We start from the raw sequence: 20,349 nt of genomic DNA, 5'->3' as shown, positions 1-20,349 counted from the left end.
GTTAGAGCATATTAGGAAAGTTTTAAAGCTGATATCATGTATTGTATTTTTTTATACTTAATTATAAAATAGGTCTGAATGTTAAAACTCTGCTTATGTGAAGATTTATAACTGATATTGAGAATCAGCCTCATATTGTAAAAATGATTGAAAGCCATTATGGTTTAAAGCTTACAGGTTTTTATTTCTCAAAAAATATTACAAAATTCTAAGTTGTTCGTTAATTTAAATATTTAAAAATTGATAAGTGCGAAAAAAACGCTAGTCTATTATTGATTTCGGAAATTTACCGATATTCCTGGAAAGAAAAGCTCATTTTGAAGATTTTGCAAACTCTGATTTTTTCCTTATCCATTTTTATTAACTCTGAGCTACCAAGAATTGCAATGTTGTAAAAAATACAAGAATTTGAGGCTTATTACTGATGAGTAAAAGTAAGATTCTTGTTCCTTAGTAAGCTGTTTTTTAGATAAATATTCATGGGCAATTGCCCACAAAGAGGGCATAAAAATCGTCAGCATTTTAGCTTGATCGAAATATCTAGGAAAAAATCCGAAAAGCAGCAATTTCAGTTTGTAGCACCGTATATATTTACTTACAAAAATTAAGATATAGCCAAAAAGCTATATTTTCTATTCTCAATCCCAAGTTATGCTTTTGAAAAAAGAAAGTTATCTTTCAACTTTTATGACAATAGATTTTATACTTGATATTATTAATCGCAAGCTAGTGGAAATGCAAAATGATCCTCTTCATTCCACAGAAATTCTAGTTTTAGAGGGAATATGCCAGAACAAAACCTATGAGGAAATAGCTCAAGAAAAAAGATATAGCTGTGGATACATTACTAATGTTGTTGCCCCGCGATTGTACCAAAAACTCTCTTTAATCTTTGGCAGGCGCGTTACTAAAAAAAATTGTCGGGCGATGCTGGAATCTTATACAGCACTACAAGCTACGTCAGATACAAAGTCGCTGGAATTAAAGTCTGAAGAGTTAAATCTAGCTATTGAACAAGACACATTTCCTTGTTACCCCAGTGGTTCAGTCTCTCTTAACTCTCCGTTTTACATTGAACATCCTAATATTCAAAAATCGGTTTATGCAGAGATTACAAAAGCAGGAGCATTAGTGCGGATTAAAGCTCCAAGGGAAAAGGGCAAAACTTCATTAATGTTAAGGATTTTAGATTATGCTGAACAGATAGGCTGCCGTACAGTTAGATTGAACCTTGAGCAAGTTGACCAAAGAATTTTAAGCGATACAAATCTATTTTTGCGTTGGCTGTGTGCCAATATTACTCAACAGCTTCAGATGGAGCAAAAACTAGATGAATATTGGAATAAAGATTTTGGTAGCAAACTGAGTTGTACTTTTTATTTGCGAAACTATGTACTAAAGCAAATTGATACTCCCCTGGTTTTAGCATTAGATGAGGTGAACTATATTTTTGAGCATACTGAGGTAGCAAAAGATTTTTTACCTCTGTTGCGTTCGTGGTTTGAAGAAGCCAAAAGATGCAAAATATGGCAAAAGCTACGCTTGGTTGTGGTGCATTCAACCGAAATTTATGTTCCGCTACAGCTTCAGCAATCTCCTTTCAATATTGGGTTACCAATTCAGTTACCTGACTTTAATTTAGATCAGGTGGAGCAGTTAGCCCAACGCTATGGTCTGAAGTGGTCTGGTGGCGAAGAAGCAAAGCAATTGATGGCAGTAGTTGGAGGACATCCAGGACTAATACACATAGCGGTCTATTACCTTAGTTGTAAGCATATAACTCTAGAAGAACTGCTCGAAAATGCTTCTACATCCACTGGTATTTATGCTCATCATTTGCAGCGTCATTTAACAATGTTGCAAGAACAACCGGAATTAGCGATCGCTCTTGACAAGGTGATGAATGCTAGTGAACCTATATCATTAGAACCCATTATTGCTTACAAGTTAAACAGTATGGGACTAATTAAGTTAGATAATAATAAAGTAATACTTAGTTCTCAACTATATCGGCAGTACTTTCAACCACCTTCCTTGGGTGGAAAAAGACAGATAGTGGCTGCAAGCTAAGAGGTTGTTTAAAAAGTGGTATGTTGTGATTTTAATCGAATTATTACCCCCCTTAATCCCCCCTTATAAATGGAAATCAGTTGCCTCCCCTTATAAATGGGTAAACCGGAAATTAGTTCCCTCCCCTTTATAAGGGGAGGGTTAGGGTGGGGTAATAAAATATTTGATACATCAATCATAACTTTTAAAATAACCTCTAAGGAAAATGGCTGCGCTCGCTCGATTTAAAGGTAAAACTTTTCATTGATAATAGATTCTGAAAATTTTGATTACACTTAGTGATATCAATTCAAGGTAATGCTCAAGAAACCAGTTTTGAAACATTGTTACTCTGTTGAGACGATCCAACCAGATTGGGTATTTTTATTATCTGAGAGAGATGCAGTTTGGTTTCGCGATCGCATTTTTTATTGTCTAGTATCTTTAATCGATGGTCATCATGATATTGACGAAATTATCGAGATAATTCAATTACAACTACTACAAGACGAAAAATCATTTACAGACCATAATTCATTTTTTCAAAATGTTCTTGACACCAGTATTAAAGCCCAACATGCTCTATTTCAAATGGAAACACAGGGCTATATTTTAGAAAAAGAAGACGAAGTGCGATATCTACGATGGGCTACGCCTACGCCATTCACTATCTTTTGCAATCATCTGAATATTAAACCTAGCGAAGCTCATCAAAGATTACAATTAACTAAAGTAGCACTAAAAACCTTCGGCTCTCTTCACGCTGACGATTTTATTGCCATTCTCAAATCTCTGGAAATTCAAATAGCCGACGAAGGAGATTTCACAATAGTCTTAACTGAAGACTATCTCCATCCAAATTTAGATGAATTCAATCAACAAGCGTTACAATCCCAATCTCCTTGGATGTTAGTCAATCCCTTGGGAACAATGCTTTGGATAGGGCCGATATTTGACGGGAACAAAACCGCTTGTTGGCAATGTTTAGCCCGCCGCTTGCGAGATAATAGACCAGTGCAAGCATTTATTCAAAGACATCAAAACATTTCTACTCCTTTATCCCCTCCTTTAGGGTTTTTAGCATCTACAATTCAAACCGCCTTAGGAATAGCAGCCACAGAAGTATTCAAGTGGATTGTTCAAGGAGAAAATAAACGTTTAGAACAAACTATAGTTACCTACGATAGCCTCAGTTTACAAACCCAAGATTGTGTCTTCGTTAAACGTCCTCAATGTCCTAGCTGTGGAGAAATGTCCAATGGGTTGATGAATAAACCCCTACCCATTGTTTTAAAACACTGCAAAAAAACATTTACCGCAGATGGAGGGCATCGTTCTTGTTCACCCGAAGAAACGCTGAGAAAATATCAACATTTGATTAGTCCGATTACAGGTGTTGTTAGAGAATTGAGAAAAATACCAGGCAATCAATTAACCCATACTTATGTTGCTAAGCATCACTTTCTGAGTGTTTTTGATGATTTAACTAGCCTAGGCCAAAATATTGGAGGTAGAAGTTCGGGAAAAGGTGCAACTGATATTCAAGCCCAAGCAAGTGGTTTTTGTGAAGCTATTGAGCGATATTCTGGAGTTTTTCAGGGAGATGAAATCAGAAACAAAGCCAGTTATCAACAACTGAAAGACAAAGCAATTCATCCCAACGTTTGTATGAACTTCAGCCAACAACAATACCAGACGCGAGAAGAATGGAATGCTCAGTTTAAAGGCTGGTTTCAAAAAGTCCCAGAACCTTTTGATGTGGAAAGAGAAATTGATTGGACACCAGTTTGGTCATTAACTCACGAAGAATTTAAATATCTACCAACTGCTTATTGTTATTATGGCTATCCTTCATCTTTGGAACCTGATTGTTGGGCAGATTCCAATGGATGTGCAGCGGGTAATACTCTTGAAGAAGCTATTCTTCAGGGGTTTATGGAGTTAGTAGAACGCGATTCTGTGGCCTTGTGGTGGTATAATCGCCTCCAGAAACGCCAGGTAGATTTAGAGAGTTTTAACGAACCTTATTTTATCACCCTGAAACAGTATTACCAGAGCATTGAGCGAGAACTGTGGGTGTTGGATATAACTAGTGATTTTAATATTCCTACTTTTGCTGCCATTACTCGCAGAATGAATCGAGAAGTAGAAGATATTATATTAGGTTATGGAACCCATTTTGATGCCAAAATTGCTCTAGGTCGAGCTTTGACTGAAGTTAACCAAATTCTGCCCAACCTTTTATATGCAAAAGATGACGGTAGTACTCAATATCCTGCATCAGGCGATCGCTTAGCAATAGATTGGTGGAAAACCGCAACTTTAGTTAATCAGCCTTATCTCATTCCCAATGACACAATTGCTGCCAAAGTATATTCAGATTATCCCCAAATTGTCAATGATGATTTGCTAGAAGATATCAAACTGTGTCAACAAATCGTCGAAAAAAATGGTCTAGAAATGCTCATTTTAGATCAGACTCGTCCCGATATTGGACTCAGAGTAGCTAAAGTGATAGTTCCAGGAATGCGCCATATGTGGAAGCGTTTAGGTTCGGGACGATTATATGACGTTCCTATCAAAATGAGATGGTTAAAAGAGCCATTAACAGAAAACCAACTCAATCCTTTTCCCATGTGGATGTGAGTGTTATGGTCATCACAATTCAAAAATAAACTATTCTCACCTCTTCCTCTCTGCGCCTCTGCGCGATCAAAATTCATATTTCCACTCAGCAACACCAAATTAATTATGCTAAATGGATATCAAATTATTGATGCTGATTCCCATGTTATTGAACCTCCCTCATTGTGGGCTAAGTATTTAGAACCAAAATTTCAGCACTTTGCTCCTTCCGCAGATATGAAAATTAAAGGGGAAGACATTGTTGAGAAGATTTCACAGCAAGTTCGCCACCAAGGAAATCAGCAAATGATGGAGGCTCACCCCAATTCTTATATCAAGAGATACGATGCTGAATCTCACATCCAAGCAATGATACAGATGGGGGTTGATATCGCCTTCATTTATCCAACTTATGGGTTATGGCTTTGGGCAATTGACGATATGGCACCAGAGGTCGCGGGAGCTTTTACTCGTGCTTACAACACCTGGTTATATGAAGAATTTTGCAGCTATGCTCCAGATAAGTTAAAAGGCGTAGGAGCCATTAATCCTCATGCATCTGAAGAGATGGTGACAGAATTACATCGCATAGCCGAATTTGGCTGGAAGGCAGTATTTTTACGCCCCAACCCAGTTAAAGGAAGAATATTGAGTGACCCCGCCTATGAGGCATTTTGGACAGAATGCGAAGAGATGGGTATAGCAGTGGGGATTCATGAAGGAACTCATAGTCGCTTACCAACCACAGGAGCAGAGCGGTTTCATACCCGTTTTGCTCTCCACGCCTGTTCTCATCCGATGGAACAAATGATGGCACTTTTAGCCCTGATTGAAGGGGGTGTTTTAGAGCGTCATCCCCGCTTGAAGGTAGCTTTTCTAGAGTCTGGTTGTGGCTGGTTACCTTACTGGCTATGGCGACTAGATGAAGAGTACGAGAACTTATATTGGGAGGTTAAAGATAATGTCAAAATGAAGCCCTCAGATTATTTTCGCCGTCAGTGCTGTATTGCGATCGCACCTACTGAACCTTGCTTATCTCAAATTATCGAGTATATTGGTGCTGATAATTTAATCTTCGGCTCTGATTACCCACACATGGATCATCAGCCGAACATTGTAAAAACACTTCTAGAGCTTGAGGCGCAGTTATCTCCAGAAATAGTACAAAAGATTGTTTGGGATAATCCTAACAATTTTTACAGCTTGACGTAAAAGTTCCAAAATTTGCTAACACTAAATAAGAGGACATATCATTATGGTAACAAGCTTGACAGGTACAGATCCGCTACAACCAGGGCAGTGGTATGATGATGATACATATTATCAGATTCTCTTAGTTGCTCCTCCTGGAAAGAGAAGTGAAGGAAAATACATAGAAACAACAATAGTAGCTCAAAAAAGAGGAGAATTTAAAAAATATCTTCTTGATGAAAAAATACAACAAAATATAATAGGTTGTATCCCAGATCAGGAGGATATTAATCATAAAAATATAGCCTCCTACCTACCTTCTGCTGGAGTAGTTTTTCCAAAAGGTTTTGTGAAAGCTTTATTCCCAGATAATTCTTCAGAAAATAACTCCATTGAGATTAATAATTTTTACGATCCAATCCGAACTCTACTGCATAGCCGCAAAATATCCCAACTAATTGCCAAAACGTGGCATTGCTACTTAGAGGCGAAAGCAAGTGACGTGTGGTATGACTTTGCTCATGGTAAATGGAATGAGATTCACTCTGATATTTTAGATGGTCTCATAGCCAGAGAAATTTTCTTTTTTGATCAACAATCTTCCCCTGACCATCTTGTACCAAAGAACCTTGATATCTATTATCCACTAAATAGTGAAAAATCTAGTGGAAAAGCAAGATTTTTGATTTTGCCTAGTAGTAAAGGTTGGCAGGGAATTACTTTGAGTCTCTTAATGGCAGGGCAGGCATATTATGAAATCAAGAAAGATGGACAAACATACTACCATCAAATTTCTCAACCCATTTTGAGTACAGGTGAAATAGTTAGTAAATATGGATTAGAGGTAACTTGGGATAAGTTTAAAGGTGATATAAAAGAGCTAAAAGTAGACCCAGGAAAGTCTTCTATTGCTTATCAAGCTATTATTCCCTATCCTCCCATACCTTCTGAGATTAATCTATCTCCTGAACATATTACAAAATGGTCTCAGGCTAAAGATGAGAGTGGAGAATTTCCATTTTATAGTAAAGACGAGGATGACCAAAGCTATTTAGTAGGTGTGCAATATTTTTCGCCTCCCTATCCCTATATACCGCTAAGTTGCACTTAGGAAATAGGTAGTATCTTCATATCCTTTTTCTGTAAAATCCATAGAATAAACCCCTTTATCTAGTAAGATACGTAGGGGTTTTAGTCTGTGAATGTTCATAATATAATGGTCTTTTATTACTCTCAACAAATAAAAATATCTGTAGGTTGGGTTGAGGCTTTGCGAAACCCAAAAAAACCGGTGATTCTTGGTTTTGAGTTACCCTTCGGGCTACAACAACGATAGTAACTGAAATTTACCAAAAAACTAAGTCTGAGAATATTCAAACTACGTTATTACAATATTTAAAATCATGAACACAATAAAAAAGTATCAGATTCTTCAACAAATTTACGAAAGTGATAATTCGTTAGTCTATCAAGGTATCCTCAAGCCTGATAATCAACCCATTATTTTGAAGATTCTCAAAGAAAACTATCCTAATCCTTCAGAACTCAACCGTTATAAGCAGGAATATGAAATTACCCGTTCAATGAATGCTGATGGAATTATTAAAGCATATAGCTTAGAGCGATATCAGAATAGTTTAGTGATGTTTTTGGAAGACTTTGGTGGTAGCTCCTTAAAAATTTTAATATCAGAGCGGCAGTTTTTATTAGAAGAGTTTCTGACTATTGCTCTGAAAATAACTGAGAGTTTAGCTGCTGTTCACAATGCCAATATTATTCACAAAGATATTAATCCCTCAAATATTGTTTACAACCCAGAAACTAGGCAAGTTAAGATTATTGACTTCGGTATTTCCACTCGTTTATCTCGAGAAAATCAGACGATTCGCAATCCAAATCAATTAGAAGGAACTTTGGCTTATATCGCCCCAGAGCAAACTGGTCGAATGAACCGGGGAATAGATTATCGCAGTGATTTTTATTCTTTGGGCATCACGTTCTATCAACTGTTAACCAATCAGTTACCTTTTGAAACAACTGACCCAATGGAGTTAGTCCATTGCCACATTGCACAACAACCTGATGCACCTCACCAGCGAATTTCCTCAATTCCTTTGATGGTTTCTAATATTGTGATGAAATTATTAGCCAAAATTCAAGAGGAACGATATCAAAGTACTAGGGGATTAAAAGCTGATTTAGAAAACTGTCTTTATCTGTTACAAACTTTAGGAAAAATTAAACACTTTTCTTTAGGGTGTCAGGATATTTCCGAAAAATTTCAGATTTCCCAAAAACTCTACGGTCGAGAACAGGAAATCTCTCAACTATTAACCACCTTTGAGCGAGTCAGCGAAGGTACTACTGAGATAATACTGGTTTCTGGTTATTCAGGCATTGGCAAATCTGCCTTAGTCAATGAAATTCACAAACCTATTACCCATCGACGAGGATATTTCATTCATGGCAAATTTGACCAGTTGCAGCGAGATATCCCCTACGCAGCAATCACACAAGCTTTTAGTGAATTAATTCGTCAACTCCTGAGTGAATCTGAAATAACCTTACAAACTTGGAAAGATAAAATTTTAGAAGCTTTAGGAAATAGTGGCCAAATTATTATTGACGTAATTCATGACTTAGAAAAGATTATTGGTAAACAGCCACCTATTGAACAACTAGGAGCAACTGAAGCTCAAAATCGGTTTAACTTATTCTTTGAAAGATTTATTAGCATTTTTACCCAAAAACAACATCCCTTAGTTATCTTCCTGGATGATTTACAGTGGGCAGATTTAGCATCTTTGAATTTAATTGAGCTATTAACCACCAATGCTGACAGTCAATATTTATTGATAATAGGGACATACCGAGATAATGAAGTCAGTCCTACCCACCACTTAATGCATACCTTAGAGCAAATTAAAAAGGCAGAAGCTAAAGTGAATCAAATAATGCTTCAACCTTTGAGAATTAAGCATATTAACCAATTGATTGCTGATACTCTAAATTCCTCAATAACAAATGTCAAACTTCTATCAAAGTTAGTAAATCAAAAAACTGGTGGTAATTCTTTTTTTATAACTCAATTACTTCAAACATTATACAAAGAAAAACTATTAGTTTTTAATGCTCCTGAATTTACCCTTACTAAGGGAGAAACTAAAAGGATGTTTTGGCAATGGGATATTCAGCAAATCCAAAGAGTAGGAATAACTGATAATGTAGTTGAGTTAATGACCAGAAAAATTGAGAAACTTGATGAAGCAACCCAGAATATTTTAAAATTAGCTGCCTGTATAGGAAACCAATTTAATTTAGAAATTCTGTCACTTGTCAATAGAAAATCTCAAACAGTTACATCCCAAGAATTACAGCCAGCACTCAAGGAAGGATTGATTATTCCCTTAAATGATGACTATAAACTCCCCATGCTGTGGAGTCAGGAGGAAATATCAAGTGATACTTCGGAAATCTCCTCTGCTTTCATCCCCAAATATCCCAAATCTATTCCTTATAAATTTTTACATGACCGAGTTCAACAAGCCGCTTATATTCTAATTCAAGAAGAAGATAAAAAAGCAGTTCATCTGCAAATAGGTCGTCTCCTGTTGAATAATTATCAAGAATATGAGTTAGAAGAAAATATGTTTAATATTGTCAATCAACTCAACGAAGGTGCAGAATTAATTACTGAACAATTAGAGAGAGATGAGTTAGCTAAATTGAATCTTCAAGCAGCTAAAAAGTCTAAGTCATCAACAGCTTATGAACCTGCTCTTAAATATTTAGAAACCGGATTAAGATTATTAGCATCCAATAGCTGGTCTTATCAGTATAAATTGACATGGGAATTACATATAGAGACTTTAGAGATGCTTTACTTAAACACTAAATTTGATCGATTTGAAGAACTATCTAAAATCGTTATAGAACAAGCCCAAGAAATTGTCGATAAAGCTAAGGTTAATCAGATAAAAATATTATACTATTCAACCATATTTAAAACTGATAAAGCAATAGATATTGCACTCAAAGCTTTACTAGAGTTAGGAATAAATATTTCTCAAAATTCTGATAATCTAGAAAATAAAATTGAACAGCAAAAGGACTTGATTAAAACATTTTTACAGGGAAAAAATATTGAGGATCTATCTAAATTACCTCTGATGACTGAAGATTCTAAAATAGCAGCTACACTAATATTACAGCAAATTATTTCAGCTACACATACAACAAATTTTCCCTTATTTATTGAAGTAATATTAATCCAACTTAATTTCTGCATTAAATATGGTAATCCACCTCATGCAGCTTATATATACAGCACTTATGGAATGCTTTTGTGTAGTCTAAAAAAAGATATTAATGATGGATATCAGTTTGGCAAACTTGCTCTAAATATACTAAAAAAACTTAATAGTCCAAAATTAGAAGCTTTTGTTATACAGATGTATTATGGACAAATATGGCACTGGAAAGAGCCTCTTACGAGTATAATTGCACATAAAAAATTAATACGTGGTTTTAAAATAGGTATAGATACAGGAGAAAATGAGTTTGCTTCTTATGCAGCTATAAATTATTGTTTGATAAAATTTTTATGTGGACATAATTTAGAAGAGGTTGATCGAAATTACCAAAAATATTCTAAGTCGATCAAAACCTTAAAACAACAATTTGGTATTTACTCCATAGAAATATTTCATAGACTAGCAATTAATTTATTAAAAATAAATAATCCAAATAAATTATTTATTGGCAATTCTCAAGAAGAAGAGGAAAAATATATAAAAATTTGGATGCAAAACAATAGCGAATGGTTAATATTTTTTGTATCTTTTGCTAGAACCGTTTATTTTTATGTTTTTAAAGATTATAATCATGCTTTCGTTAATGGAATTAATGCGGAAAAATTTGTCAAAGCTTCTAGTTCATATTTAACAGCTCCCCAACATAATTTTTATTCGTCTCTTTCTTATCTTGCTCATTATAATAATTGTGACTTAAAGCAGCAAAAAGAATTAATTTATCAAGTAGATAAAAATCAGGATAGTATGAAAATATGGGTGAACCACTGTCCAGCCAATTTTCAACACAAGTATGCTTTAGTGGAAGCTGAAAAGGCTCGATCGCTACGACAAAATTGGCAAGCTGAAGAACTTTATGAACAAGCTATACAAGGCGCTAAAAAATACCAATTTATTCATGAAGAAGCTATAGCTTACGAACGCGCAGCCGAATTCTATCTTTCAATTGGTAGAGAAGAAATTGGTCTTTTTTACTTAAAAAATGCTCATTATTGTTACGTCCAGTGGGGAGCGACAGCTAAAGTTAAAAATCTCGAAGCCGAATATCCCGAATTATTGGTGAATGTAAATAACCAAACAGGCAATAAGAATATCAGTAGTACTATTTCTACAAGCAACAATGATAGCAAAAAACTTGATTTGATAACTGTTGTCAAAGCGTCACAAACTATAGCTGGTGAAATCACTCTGGATAAGTTGCTAAAAAAACTGATGAAAATCAGCATTGAGAATGCAGGCGCTCAAAGAGGTTTTTTGATTCTTGAGAAGGAAGGAAAGTGGGTCATTGAAGCTGAAGGGGCAATGGATGATGATAATATTACTGTCCTACAATCCATCACAATAGATTCTGTAGATACTGTTCATAATTTACCTCTACTCTCGACTTCTATTGTTAACTATGTTGGCCACAGTCAGGAAAATGTGGTTTTAAATGAAGCAGAACATGAAGGGCAATTTATTAGCGATCCTTACATTACTGTTGTGCAACCTAAATCAATTCTTTGCACTCCTCTACTTCATCAAGGTAAATTAAGCGGTATTCTATATTTAGAAAATAATTTAATCACACATGCATTTACTCCAGAGCGTATTGAAATCTTAAAAATCCTTTCTGCACAAGCCGCCATCTCCATTGAAAATTCCCGTTTATACGAACAATTAGAAGATTACAACCGTACTTTAGAACAAAAAGTTGAAGAGCGGAATAAAGAGCTTTTAAAAATACTAGAAGAACTAAAAATTACTCAAGAAAAACTCAGATTTGAGAACGATTTACTTAAGAGTTCAGAACAACTCTCAACCTATGACTATCAAATTGGGGGGAGTTTGCCAATGGATGCTCCCACATATGTAGTGCGTTCCGCAGACCGTCACCTTTATAAAGCACTGAGGCATAGTGAGTTTTGTTACATACTAAATGCACGGCAGATGGGTAAATCAAGTCTTATGGTACGCATGATGCACCATCTTCAGCAAGAAGGATTTAGTTGTACAGCAATTGATTTAACTCGCATTGGTAGTGACAATATTACCCCTGCTCAATGGTATTTAGGCTTAGCAGTCGAGTTATGGCAGAATTTTGATTTGTTAGACAAAGTAAATCTTCCCGTTTGGTGGAATGAGTACAAAGATTTATCACCGACTCAGAAGTTAAGTCAATTTATTGAAAATATTTTACTAAAACAAGTCCACAGTGAAAAAATTTATATTTTTGTCGATGAAATTGATAGTGTCTTGGGTTTAAACTTCTCTGTTAATGACTTTTTTGCTTTGATACGCTTCTGTTATAACCAGCGTAGTATTAACCTAGAATATCGACGTTTAACTTTTGCGTTTTTTGGCGTAGCAACTCCCTCAGATTTAATTTCAGACTATAAGAGAACGCCCTTTAATATTGGTCAGTCAATTCAACTAGAGGGTTTTAAAGAAGATGAAGTCTATCCTTTAGGTGAAGGATTAAAAGAGAAAGTTAGCGACGCGATCGCCATTCGCAAAGTAATCAGGGAAATATTACACTGGACTAATGGCCAGCCTTTCCTCACTCAAAAGCTTTGTCAGCTCATCCGTAACTCTGCATCTCCTATTCCGGCAAACAGTGAAGCCGAATGGATTGAAAATTTGGTACAGACAAATGTGCTTAATAACTGGGAATCCCAGGATGAGCCGGAGCATTTAAGAACTATTCGCGATCGCATTCTTAATACCGATCTACAAGTTAACCATCTGCTGGAGCTTTATCAACAAATTTTACAACAAGGAGAAATCAGATCGGTTGATAGTCCACAAGAAAAAGAATTGATATTATCAGGAATAATCATTAAGCAACAAGGTTCGCTTCAAGTCCATAGCCGTATTTACAAATTAATATTCGATCAAAGTTGGATTGACCTGCATATCTCTCAGTAAACGTCAAAGAAGGACTTATAGTAGCTATATGGGTCGCCCGGGATTCGAACCCGGAACTAATCGGTTAAAAGCCGAGTACTCTACCGTTGAGTTAGCGACCCTTTCGCTGCTTTTGGCAACTTTGCCATCATAGCATATACATTTATAGATTTGTAAAGGGGTTTAGAAAAAATTTGCGGTTAACTGGATAGATGCCGAGCAACTAGCTCCTGGTGCTAACACAGTCAGGTTTTCACGAGTATTTAGAGAGTTGCGGGTGGCACTCCAAGGCTCTAGACAGTAAAATTCTTTCCCTTTGACTGTCCAAAACACCAGCCAAGTAGAGAAGTCATCATAATCCAAGGTGACTTTTAACTTGCGGCTGTTATCAATCGCAGTGGCAGATTGACTAGTTAGCTGTCCAAAGGCAAAATCAATTTCGTCTTGGTTAAAGTCAAAATTGCCGTTAAAGGAGTGAATTTCCTTGGTTATATTGTCTTGATACCGCCCAGAGGGAATATTAACCTCTAGCTGAGTTTTATCGCCACAGAGAAAATAGGGATGGAAACCAGCCGAAAAGGGCATTGGTGTTGCTGACAGGTTTTTGTACTCTTGCAGAACATTTAAGGTATTGCCTTGAAGTTCGTAGGTGAAAGCCAGTTGAAAATCAAATGGATAAACTGCCTTTGTTTGCTCATTGCTATTGAGGACAACAGTCAGACTAGCTTTATCTTTAGTCTTTGACTCAGTAGCTTCCCAAGGCAATTCACGGGCAAAGCCATGTTGTTTGAGAGTATACTGCTGACCGTTGTGGGTGTAGATATTATCTGGTAAGTTACCGCAGATGGGAAACAAAATCGGATTCCCGCCCCTAACGCTCAAATCAGGATGAGTAAAGCGTTCAGTATCGAGGTAGAAAATTTCTTGCCCTTGAATGCGCCAACGGGTGATGATACCACCGCGTTCTGGTACAACTTCCAACTGAGAACCAGCGGTTTCATCTGAAAGAATGTAGGTCTTGTATTGTTGCTGTTGAACTGCAATGCTAAACACAAATTTAGTCCTAATTGGGAATTGGGCATCCCTTCGGCTACCCTCAGGGCAAGTGGGTACTTGTACCGAGCGTAGTCGAAGTATTGGGTATGGGAGACGTGGGGTGGTGGGACGGTGGGGAGATGGGGTGAAATTCTCTTCTCATCTCCCCCAGTCCCCAACTTACTCGTCTTCTGCAAACACGAAGCGATATAACTCACTAGGGTCTGGCTCAGGGCTACTTTCGGCGAATTTAACCGCCTCATCGATTACATCCTGAATTTTACGATCAATTCCTTTGAGTTCTGCTTCATCCGCCAGGTTTTGCTCTAGCAAATAAGCTGCTAACTTCTTAATTGGGTCACGGGCAAACCAAAATTCTTTCTCAGCTTTGCTTCTCATTTCATCTGGGTCTGCCAAGGAGTGACCCCGGAAACGGTAGGTAAGCGCCTCAATTAATGTTGGGCCTTCACCTGCACGGGCGCGAGCTACAGCTTCTTGGGCTACGGCTCTTACTGCTAGCACATCCATGCCATCTACTTCCACGCCCACCATGTTAAATACGCTGGCTTTTTTGTAAATCTCTGGCTGAGAAGTGGCTCGTTCGTGAGACATACCAATAGCCCACTTATTATTTTCTACCACAAACAGAATTGGCAGTTTCCAGAGAGCTGCCATATTCAGCGTCTCGAAAAACTGACCGTTGTTGGCTGCACCGTCGCCAAAAAAGCAAGCTGTCACTTGGTCAGCACTTTCATCTTTAAGTACTTCGCGGCGGTATTTGCTTTGAAAAGCCGCTCCAGCTGCTACAGGAATTCCCTCAGCCACAAAGGCATAGCCGCCCAGCAAGCGATGTTCAGCAGAAAACATATGCATGGAACCACCACGCCCTTTACTGCAACCTGTGGCTTTACCAAATAATTCTGCCATGACCTCTTTTGCTGGCACACCCGCACTCAGGGCATGAACGTGGTCGCGGTAGGTACTGCAAACAAAATCTTCACCTGGTCGCATTGACTGCACAACGCCACTGCAAACAGCTTCTTGACCGTTGTACAAATGGACAAAACCAAACATTTTGCCCCTATAATACATTTCGGCGCATTTGTCTTCAAACAAACGCCCCAATACCATATCTTCATATAACCGTAACCCTTCTTCTTTAGTAATGCGCGTAGTAGCAGCATTAAATGTGGGTAAAGTACGCTCTTGAACCATTATTTTTGAGTATCCCTGTTGTTCAACTTAAAGTTACGGTCTTAAATAAGTTGGTGTGAAACGTCTGAGCCTTTAACAGGTTAGCGTTTGCCAGAGTCAACAATCAAACTTTATTTATGCACCAAAAAGGGCTTTAGGGAATGGGAAATAGCAACTTAATTCTCTTTCCCATGTTCTATGCCCTATTTCCCTTTATAGACTAGCAATCAAGATTGACACCTTTCTGCATGTCCATTAACAATTTAAAAAAAAGAAGGCAAAAGCTTTATACCTAAATCGGTAATTGTAATTAAAGGTTGGTTATGATATCATTTTGTTCTCCTGTTATCAGTGTCAATCCCCAATAACGGTATTTTATTGACTGTATAGTGGGGAAGTCCCGAAAAAATCAATAGATTCCTGGAACCACAACATTTATGCCGTTACTAAAATCGGTAGTTGTGGTTTGTGGTATCGAAGGCTGATAATAGTCGTGTTAAACAAAAATACTAAGAATTAAGACAAAAAATTGAGGCTTTCTAGGCGAAAGCAAAAAATTAATACTAGAATGTGACTCAAAATTTCGGAAAGGTACAAAACAAGTTGTTGCAATATACACTTGTAGAGTAAATTCTACACGGCATTATTATGGCACGGTTTTACAGGCCTGGAACGCTCTAGGTGAATTATGTTGATTACGGTGCAGGGGAAGTAGGCTGTGCGAATTCCGCTAGATTACTACCGAATTTTAGGACTACCGTTAGCGGCAAGTGATGAACAATTGCGGCAAGCATACAGCGATCGCATTGTACAATTGCCACGACGTGAGTATTCTCAAGCAGCAATTTCTTCTCGCAAACAACTTATAGAAGAAGCTTACGTGGTTTTATCAGATCCAAAACAACGCAGTACCTACGATCACCTTTATCTTTCCCACGCCTATGACCCTGACAACCTTGCTGCTAGCCAAGTAGCAGTAGAAAATCAAAATCCCAGACAAAGCCAGAAAAGGGGTATTGACGCCCAAAATTTGGGCATCGAAATTTCCCAACAGGAATTAGTTGGTGCTTTGTTGATTTTGCAAGAATTAGGGGAATACGAACTTGTACTGAAACTAGGTCGTCCGTACCTGGTGAATAAAACCAATCTCCCAAATACCACAAAGGGCAATATTCTTGCAGAGGAAGAAATTCTCGAAAGTGCCGAACATCCAGATGTGGTTCTCACTGTTGCCCTTGCTTGTTTAGAATTAGGACGCGAACAATGGCAGCAAGGTCACCATGAAAATGCTGCCATATCCCTAGAAACTGGCGAAGAACTGCTAGTACGCGAAGGTTTATTTGCCAGTGTACAAGCCGAAATTCAGGCGGATCTTTACAAATTACGACCTTATCGAATTTTAGAGTTACTGGCGTTACCTCAAGAAAAGACTGCCCAACGACGCCAAGGCTTGGAATTATTGCAAAACCTTTTAGAAGATCGTGGCGGGATTGATGGCACGAACAATGATGAATCTGGCTTAAACATAGATGATTTTCTGCGATTTATCCAGCAATTACGTAACCATTTAACAGTCGCAGAACAACACAAATTATTTGAAGCAGAAAGTAAACGTCCTTCTGCTGTTGCCATTTACTTGGCTGTTTATGCTTTGATAGCAAGGGGATTTGCTCAACGACAACCTGCTTTAATTCGTCAAGCAAGGCAAATGCTAGTCCGTCTGGGTAATCGCCAAGATGTACATTTAGAACAATCCCTATGTGCGTTATTGTTGGGGCAAACTGAAGAAGCAACTCGTGTTTTAGAACTTAGTCAGGAGTACGAAGCTTTAGCTTTTATTCGGGAAAAATCTCAAGACTCTCCAGATTTGTTACCGGGGCTTTGTCTATATGCAGAACAGTGGTTGCAACATGAAGTATTTCCACATTTTCGAGATTTGGCAAACCAGCAAGCTTCCCTAAAAGAATACTTTGCTAACCAACAGGTGCAAGCTTATTTAGAAGCATTGCCAACTGATGCCCAAACAAGCAATGAATCAGGTGTAATTAACCCCCAATTTTTTCCTCAGCCACAAACAAATAATTCTCGTTTTCACAATAATTTAACTGGGACTTCAGGGCAATTTAATCACAGCAAAATACCTGACCCAGGTTTTGCAGAAATACCAATACAAGAAAGACTGGAATATTCAAATATCTCGCCACCGAGACGGAATTCATCTGCAAATGTTAAACCAGAAGTACCGACTGCACAGTTTCCTACTGCTGAACGCACGACCACAGGCAGTAATCAGCATTTGAATGGTTCAGGGAAGAATCCTGGACATAATCAAAAGCGTAGAAGAAGAAAACCTACTCAATCTGTTAACAGAGAACGTATACCAAATAATCGTCCTCGTTCTCGTTCTCCTCGGCGGCGGCGAACTTTTGCTAACACTATAGAAGGGAAAACACGCCTAGTATGGAAGGTGTTTATTTCTCTAGTGACTATATTAGTCTTTTGGGTGTTAGCCACCACAGCTTTTGGATGGTTCAAAAATCTATTTTTCCCTACACCATCTGGGCGTGATTTACAATTGTTTGTACAGATAAATCAACCACCAATATTTATTCCCGATCCAAACAGTCCGCTACCTTTATCAGAAGGATCTCTAACAAATGGAAAGGCACAGGAAATAATTGAGACTTGGTTATCTACCAAAGCCGCAGCTTTAGGACCGAATCATGATATTAATAATTTAGAGCAGATTTTAACTGGTTCAGCCTTATCTCAATGGCGGCTGATTGCTCAACAAGATAGGTTAGATAACCGCTACCGAAAGTACGATCATAGTGTAAAAATTGAATCTGTAGAGAAGGTTGATTTATTTGTCGATCGCGCCGCAGTGGAAGCTACGGTAAAAGAAGCCACACAATTGTATGAAAATGGGCAGTTTAAAAGGTCTTCTGACGAAAAATTGCGAGTCCGCTATGATTTGATGCGACAACAAGGTAAATGGCGGATTCAGAGTATATCTGTTGTGAATTAGATTAAGTTGGAATTTTTAGGTGATGTCTCTGACGGGCTACGCTTGAACGCCGTAGTAAAAAAGAGGCGGAGTAGCAAAATTGCATTGTCCTGTCGTTCGCGTTAGCGTTGCGTAGCAATGGTTTCGTAATTTCTCTAATTGTCCGATACCTGTAAAGTAGACGACCCTGATTTATGAATCCACTATTTTGTTATTCTGTCAATGCGTAAGCCCTAGTCTCTTTTTATGTCTCAAAAAGCAATTCTTAGATCCTCTTAAGGACTAATGATACTCTTCCAAACCATAGCTTTATGAAGGTTTGCGCTGATTAAAAGGTAAAGCACCATTCTTGATTAAATTCCTTAATCCCCCTTTTCGAGGGTTTGTACGAAAAATCCCTAGCTGCAAAAATACAGGAGATTATTAAATAGAATTGTATACTACGGTAAATCTATCGAGATAATGTATGATACTCTCAGTTCTACTCCCAGCACAGGAATGTTGCTATCAGAATATTGGCAAAATTCCAAAGGAAACAGGCGAGTGTGAACACCACCCTACAGATCAAACTCTGGAGAATCTACATGGGCTACAAACATATAGAAGTTAAACAAGTTGCTGGTTTCATCGGTGCTGAAATCGGTAGCGTAGACCTTTCCCGTCCTCTTTCTGACGAGCAAGTCCAAGAAATCCGTAAAGCGTTATTGAAATGGAAAGTTGTGTTCTTTCGTGGTCAGAACATCGATCATGCTGCTCAGGTTGAGTTCACATCTCGTTTCGGTGAAGTAACTTTCGCGCATCCACTCGGAGAGCCTGAACCAGTCCCGGGATTCCCACAGATCAAACCCGTAGATCGTAAGCTTTATGAGAAGCAGTACGGTTTTCGCACTGGTGGTCCTTGGCACACAGACGTAACGGCAGCTATTAACCCACCAGCAGGGTCAATTTTACGCGCGGTTAATGTTCCCAGCTTCGGTGGTGACACTCAGTGGAGTAATCTAGTTGCGGCTTATGAGGGACTGTCAGCACCCCTACGGGCGCTAGCAGACACGTTGAAAGCTGAACATCGCTTTAATGGGGGCGGGTATCAGCCCCGTAACGGCAAATTCGACGAGCGCATTGCTGTTAATCCACTAGTCTCAATCCACCCAGTAGTCAGGGTTCATCCTGAGACTGGTGAACGTGCGTTGTTCGTTAACCCTGGCTTTACCTCGCACATTATTGACGTGTCACCACAAGAGAGCAAACTGTTACTTGAGTTGTTCTTCAATCAAATCACCAAGCCTGCCTACACCACCCGTTTCCGTTGGAACAATGGTGATATCGCATTCTGGGATAACCGCGCCACTGTACATTTAGCTCCTCAAGATTTAGATCATTTAGATGTCGAGCGTCTGTTATATCGCACCACCATTACTGGTGATGTTCCAGTTGGAGTTGATGGTTTCCGCTCCCAAGTGGTTCAAGGTGAGGTGTTCAACGCGGAAGTACCAACTGTCTTCAAGCAGAATGCTGAGTTTAAGGAACCACAACCAGTGCTTTCGTAAACCTGAATTCTGTTAGCTTTCTTCTCTACGAGAGGCTGTCTCTTGAATTCCCCCTTTTTAAGCAGGGCTGATTCATTCCATTTCAAACAGGATTTGTCAAGATGGTTAGCGAGAAAATTGTCAGTAAGCGTGACGAAGAGATGAACATTTCAGCACTGAAATATCAGTAAAATAGTTGGTTTCATCAGCACGCCAGTAACAAAATAACTAATTTTTAATCGCTAGAACCCTTGATTTTTAAAGCTCTTTAGGGAATGAATCGGCCCTGCCTTTTTAAGGGGGAATAAAGTGGTAATGATATCTTTTGCCGAGCATGGAGATGTATACATATCGCAGTTTTTCAAGGAGAAAATGAAAGTCTAAGTCATTCTTTTTAAGGAGGCTTTAAAAGTATCTCCCTTTTCTCTCTAAAAAGATGTTTAAAAAGTTTTTAAAGAGAAAAGTTAGATAGTATAACACTGCCTAAACTTTTGCCTAAAGGTATCAACATTAATATCAAGTGACC

The 20,349-nt window shown here is 38.1% G+C and carries 9 protein-coding genes and 1 tRNA gene; 7 read left to right on the top strand and 3 right to left on the bottom strand.

Annotated features, from left to right (window positions below; all coding sequences use genetic code 11):
- Nucleotides 1-687 precede the first annotated feature (687 nt).
- The 5 genes from ACFG4S_RS19550 (at nucleotide 688) to ACFG4S_RS19530 (ending at nucleotide 13,082) form a co-directional block, all read left to right on the top strand.
- The gene (locus ACFG4S_RS19550; RefSeq protein WP_392530694.1) at nucleotides 688-2,070 is read left to right on the top strand and encodes an AAA-like domain-containing protein; all 1,383 of its coding nucleotides are present in this window, start codon (nucleotides 688-690) and stop codon (nucleotides 2,068-2,070) included.
- A gap of 297 nt (nucleotides 2,071-2,367) precedes the next feature.
- On the top strand, nucleotides 2,368-4,695 hold the full coding sequence (locus tag ACFG4S_RS19545; protein ID WP_392530693.1) for a TOMM precursor leader peptide-binding protein: 2,328 nt from the start codon (nucleotides 2,368-2,370) through the stop codon (nucleotides 4,693-4,695).
- 105 nt (nucleotides 4,696-4,800) lie between these two features.
- On the top strand, nucleotides 4,801-5,886 hold the full coding sequence (locus ACFG4S_RS19540) for an amidohydrolase family protein (RefSeq protein ID WP_392530692.1): 1,086 nt from the start codon (nucleotides 4,801-4,803) through the stop codon (nucleotides 5,884-5,886).
- Between the two features lie 43 nt (nucleotides 5,887-5,929).
- Nucleotides 5,930-6,976, top strand: coding sequence for a hypothetical protein (locus tag ACFG4S_RS19535; RefSeq protein ID WP_392530691.1), 1,047 nt, complete (start codon nucleotides 5,930-5,932; stop codon nucleotides 6,974-6,976).
- Nucleotides 6,977-7,268: 292 nt separating this feature from the next.
- Nucleotides 7,269-13,082, top strand: coding sequence for an AAA family ATPase (locus ACFG4S_RS19530; protein ID WP_392530690.1), 5,814 nt, complete (start codon nucleotides 7,269-7,271; stop codon nucleotides 13,080-13,082).
- A 29-nt stretch (nucleotides 13,083-13,111) separates the two neighbouring features.
- Here the strand turns inward: ACFG4S_RS19530 and ACFG4S_RS19525 are convergent.
- The 3 genes from ACFG4S_RS19525 to pdhA all read right to left on the bottom strand — a co-directional run bounded on the left by ACFG4S_RS19525 (nucleotide 13,112) and on the right by pdhA (nucleotide 15,311).
- Nucleotides 13,112-13,183: transfer RNA gene (locus tag ACFG4S_RS19525), tRNA-Lys, on the bottom strand.
- Between the two features lie 61 nt (nucleotides 13,184-13,244).
- Nucleotides 13,245-14,114, bottom strand: a complete 870-nt coding sequence (locus ACFG4S_RS19520) for an aldose epimerase (protein ID WP_392530689.1) — start codon at nucleotides 14,112-14,114, stop codon at nucleotides 13,245-13,247.
- 162 nt (nucleotides 14,115-14,276) lie between these two features.
- Complete coding sequence (gene pdhA / locus ACFG4S_RS19515; RefSeq protein ID WP_392530688.1) at nucleotides 14,277-15,311, bottom strand: pyruvate dehydrogenase (acetyl-transferring) E1 component subunit alpha; 1,035 nt, start codon at nucleotides 15,309-15,311, stop codon at nucleotides 14,277-14,279.
- 697 nt (nucleotides 15,312-16,008) lie between these two features.
- Between pdhA and ACFG4S_RS19510 the strand changes: the two genes are divergently transcribed.
- Together ACFG4S_RS19510 and ACFG4S_RS19505 are read left to right on the top strand one after the other, a co-directional pair.
- Nucleotides 16,009-18,318: an IMS domain-containing protein gene (locus ACFG4S_RS19510; RefSeq protein WP_392530687.1), complete on the top strand. Its 2,310-nt coding sequence runs from the start codon at nucleotides 16,009-16,011 to the stop codon at nucleotides 18,316-18,318.
- Between the two features lie 524 nt (nucleotides 18,319-18,842).
- Nucleotides 18,843-19,844 (top strand): TauD/TfdA dioxygenase family protein, encoded by a 1,002-nt coding sequence (locus tag ACFG4S_RS19505; RefSeq protein ID WP_392530686.1) that lies wholly within the window; start codon nucleotides 18,843-18,845, stop codon nucleotides 19,842-19,844.
- Nucleotides 19,845-20,349: the final 505 nt, after the last annotated feature.

This window comes from Nostoc sp. C117 (assembly GCF_043099735.1).
In the GTDB taxonomy this organism is placed as follows: Bacteria; Cyanobacteriota; Cyanobacteriia; order Cyanobacteriales; family Nostocaceae; genus Nostoc.
Note: the sequence above shows the minus strand (reverse complement) of the source record. Positions and strands in the feature narration are given on the sequence as shown.

Bases quoted from the DNA above. Each gene is read 5' to 3' on its own strand.
- ACFG4S_RS19530 (WP_392530690.1), top strand. From the start codon at position 7,269: ATGAACACAATAAAAAAGTATCAGATTCTTCAACAAATTTACGAAAGT.
- pdhA (WP_392530688.1), bottom strand. From the start codon at position 15,311: ATGGTTCAAGAGCGTACTTTACCCACATTTAATGCTGCTACTACGCGC.
- ACFG4S_RS19545 (WP_392530693.1), top strand. From the start codon at position 2,368: ATGCTCAAGAAACCAGTTTTGAAACATTGTTACTCTGTTGAGACGATC.
- ACFG4S_RS19535 (WP_392530691.1), top strand. From the start codon at position 5,930: ATGGTAACAAGCTTGACAGGTACAGATCCGCTACAACCAGGGCAGTGG.
- ACFG4S_RS19540 (WP_392530692.1), top strand. From the start codon at position 4,801: ATGCTAAATGGATATCAAATTATTGATGCTGATTCCCATGTTATTGAA.
- ACFG4S_RS19550 (WP_392530694.1), top strand. From the start codon at position 688: ATGACAATAGATTTTATACTTGATATTATTAATCGCAAGCTAGTGGAA.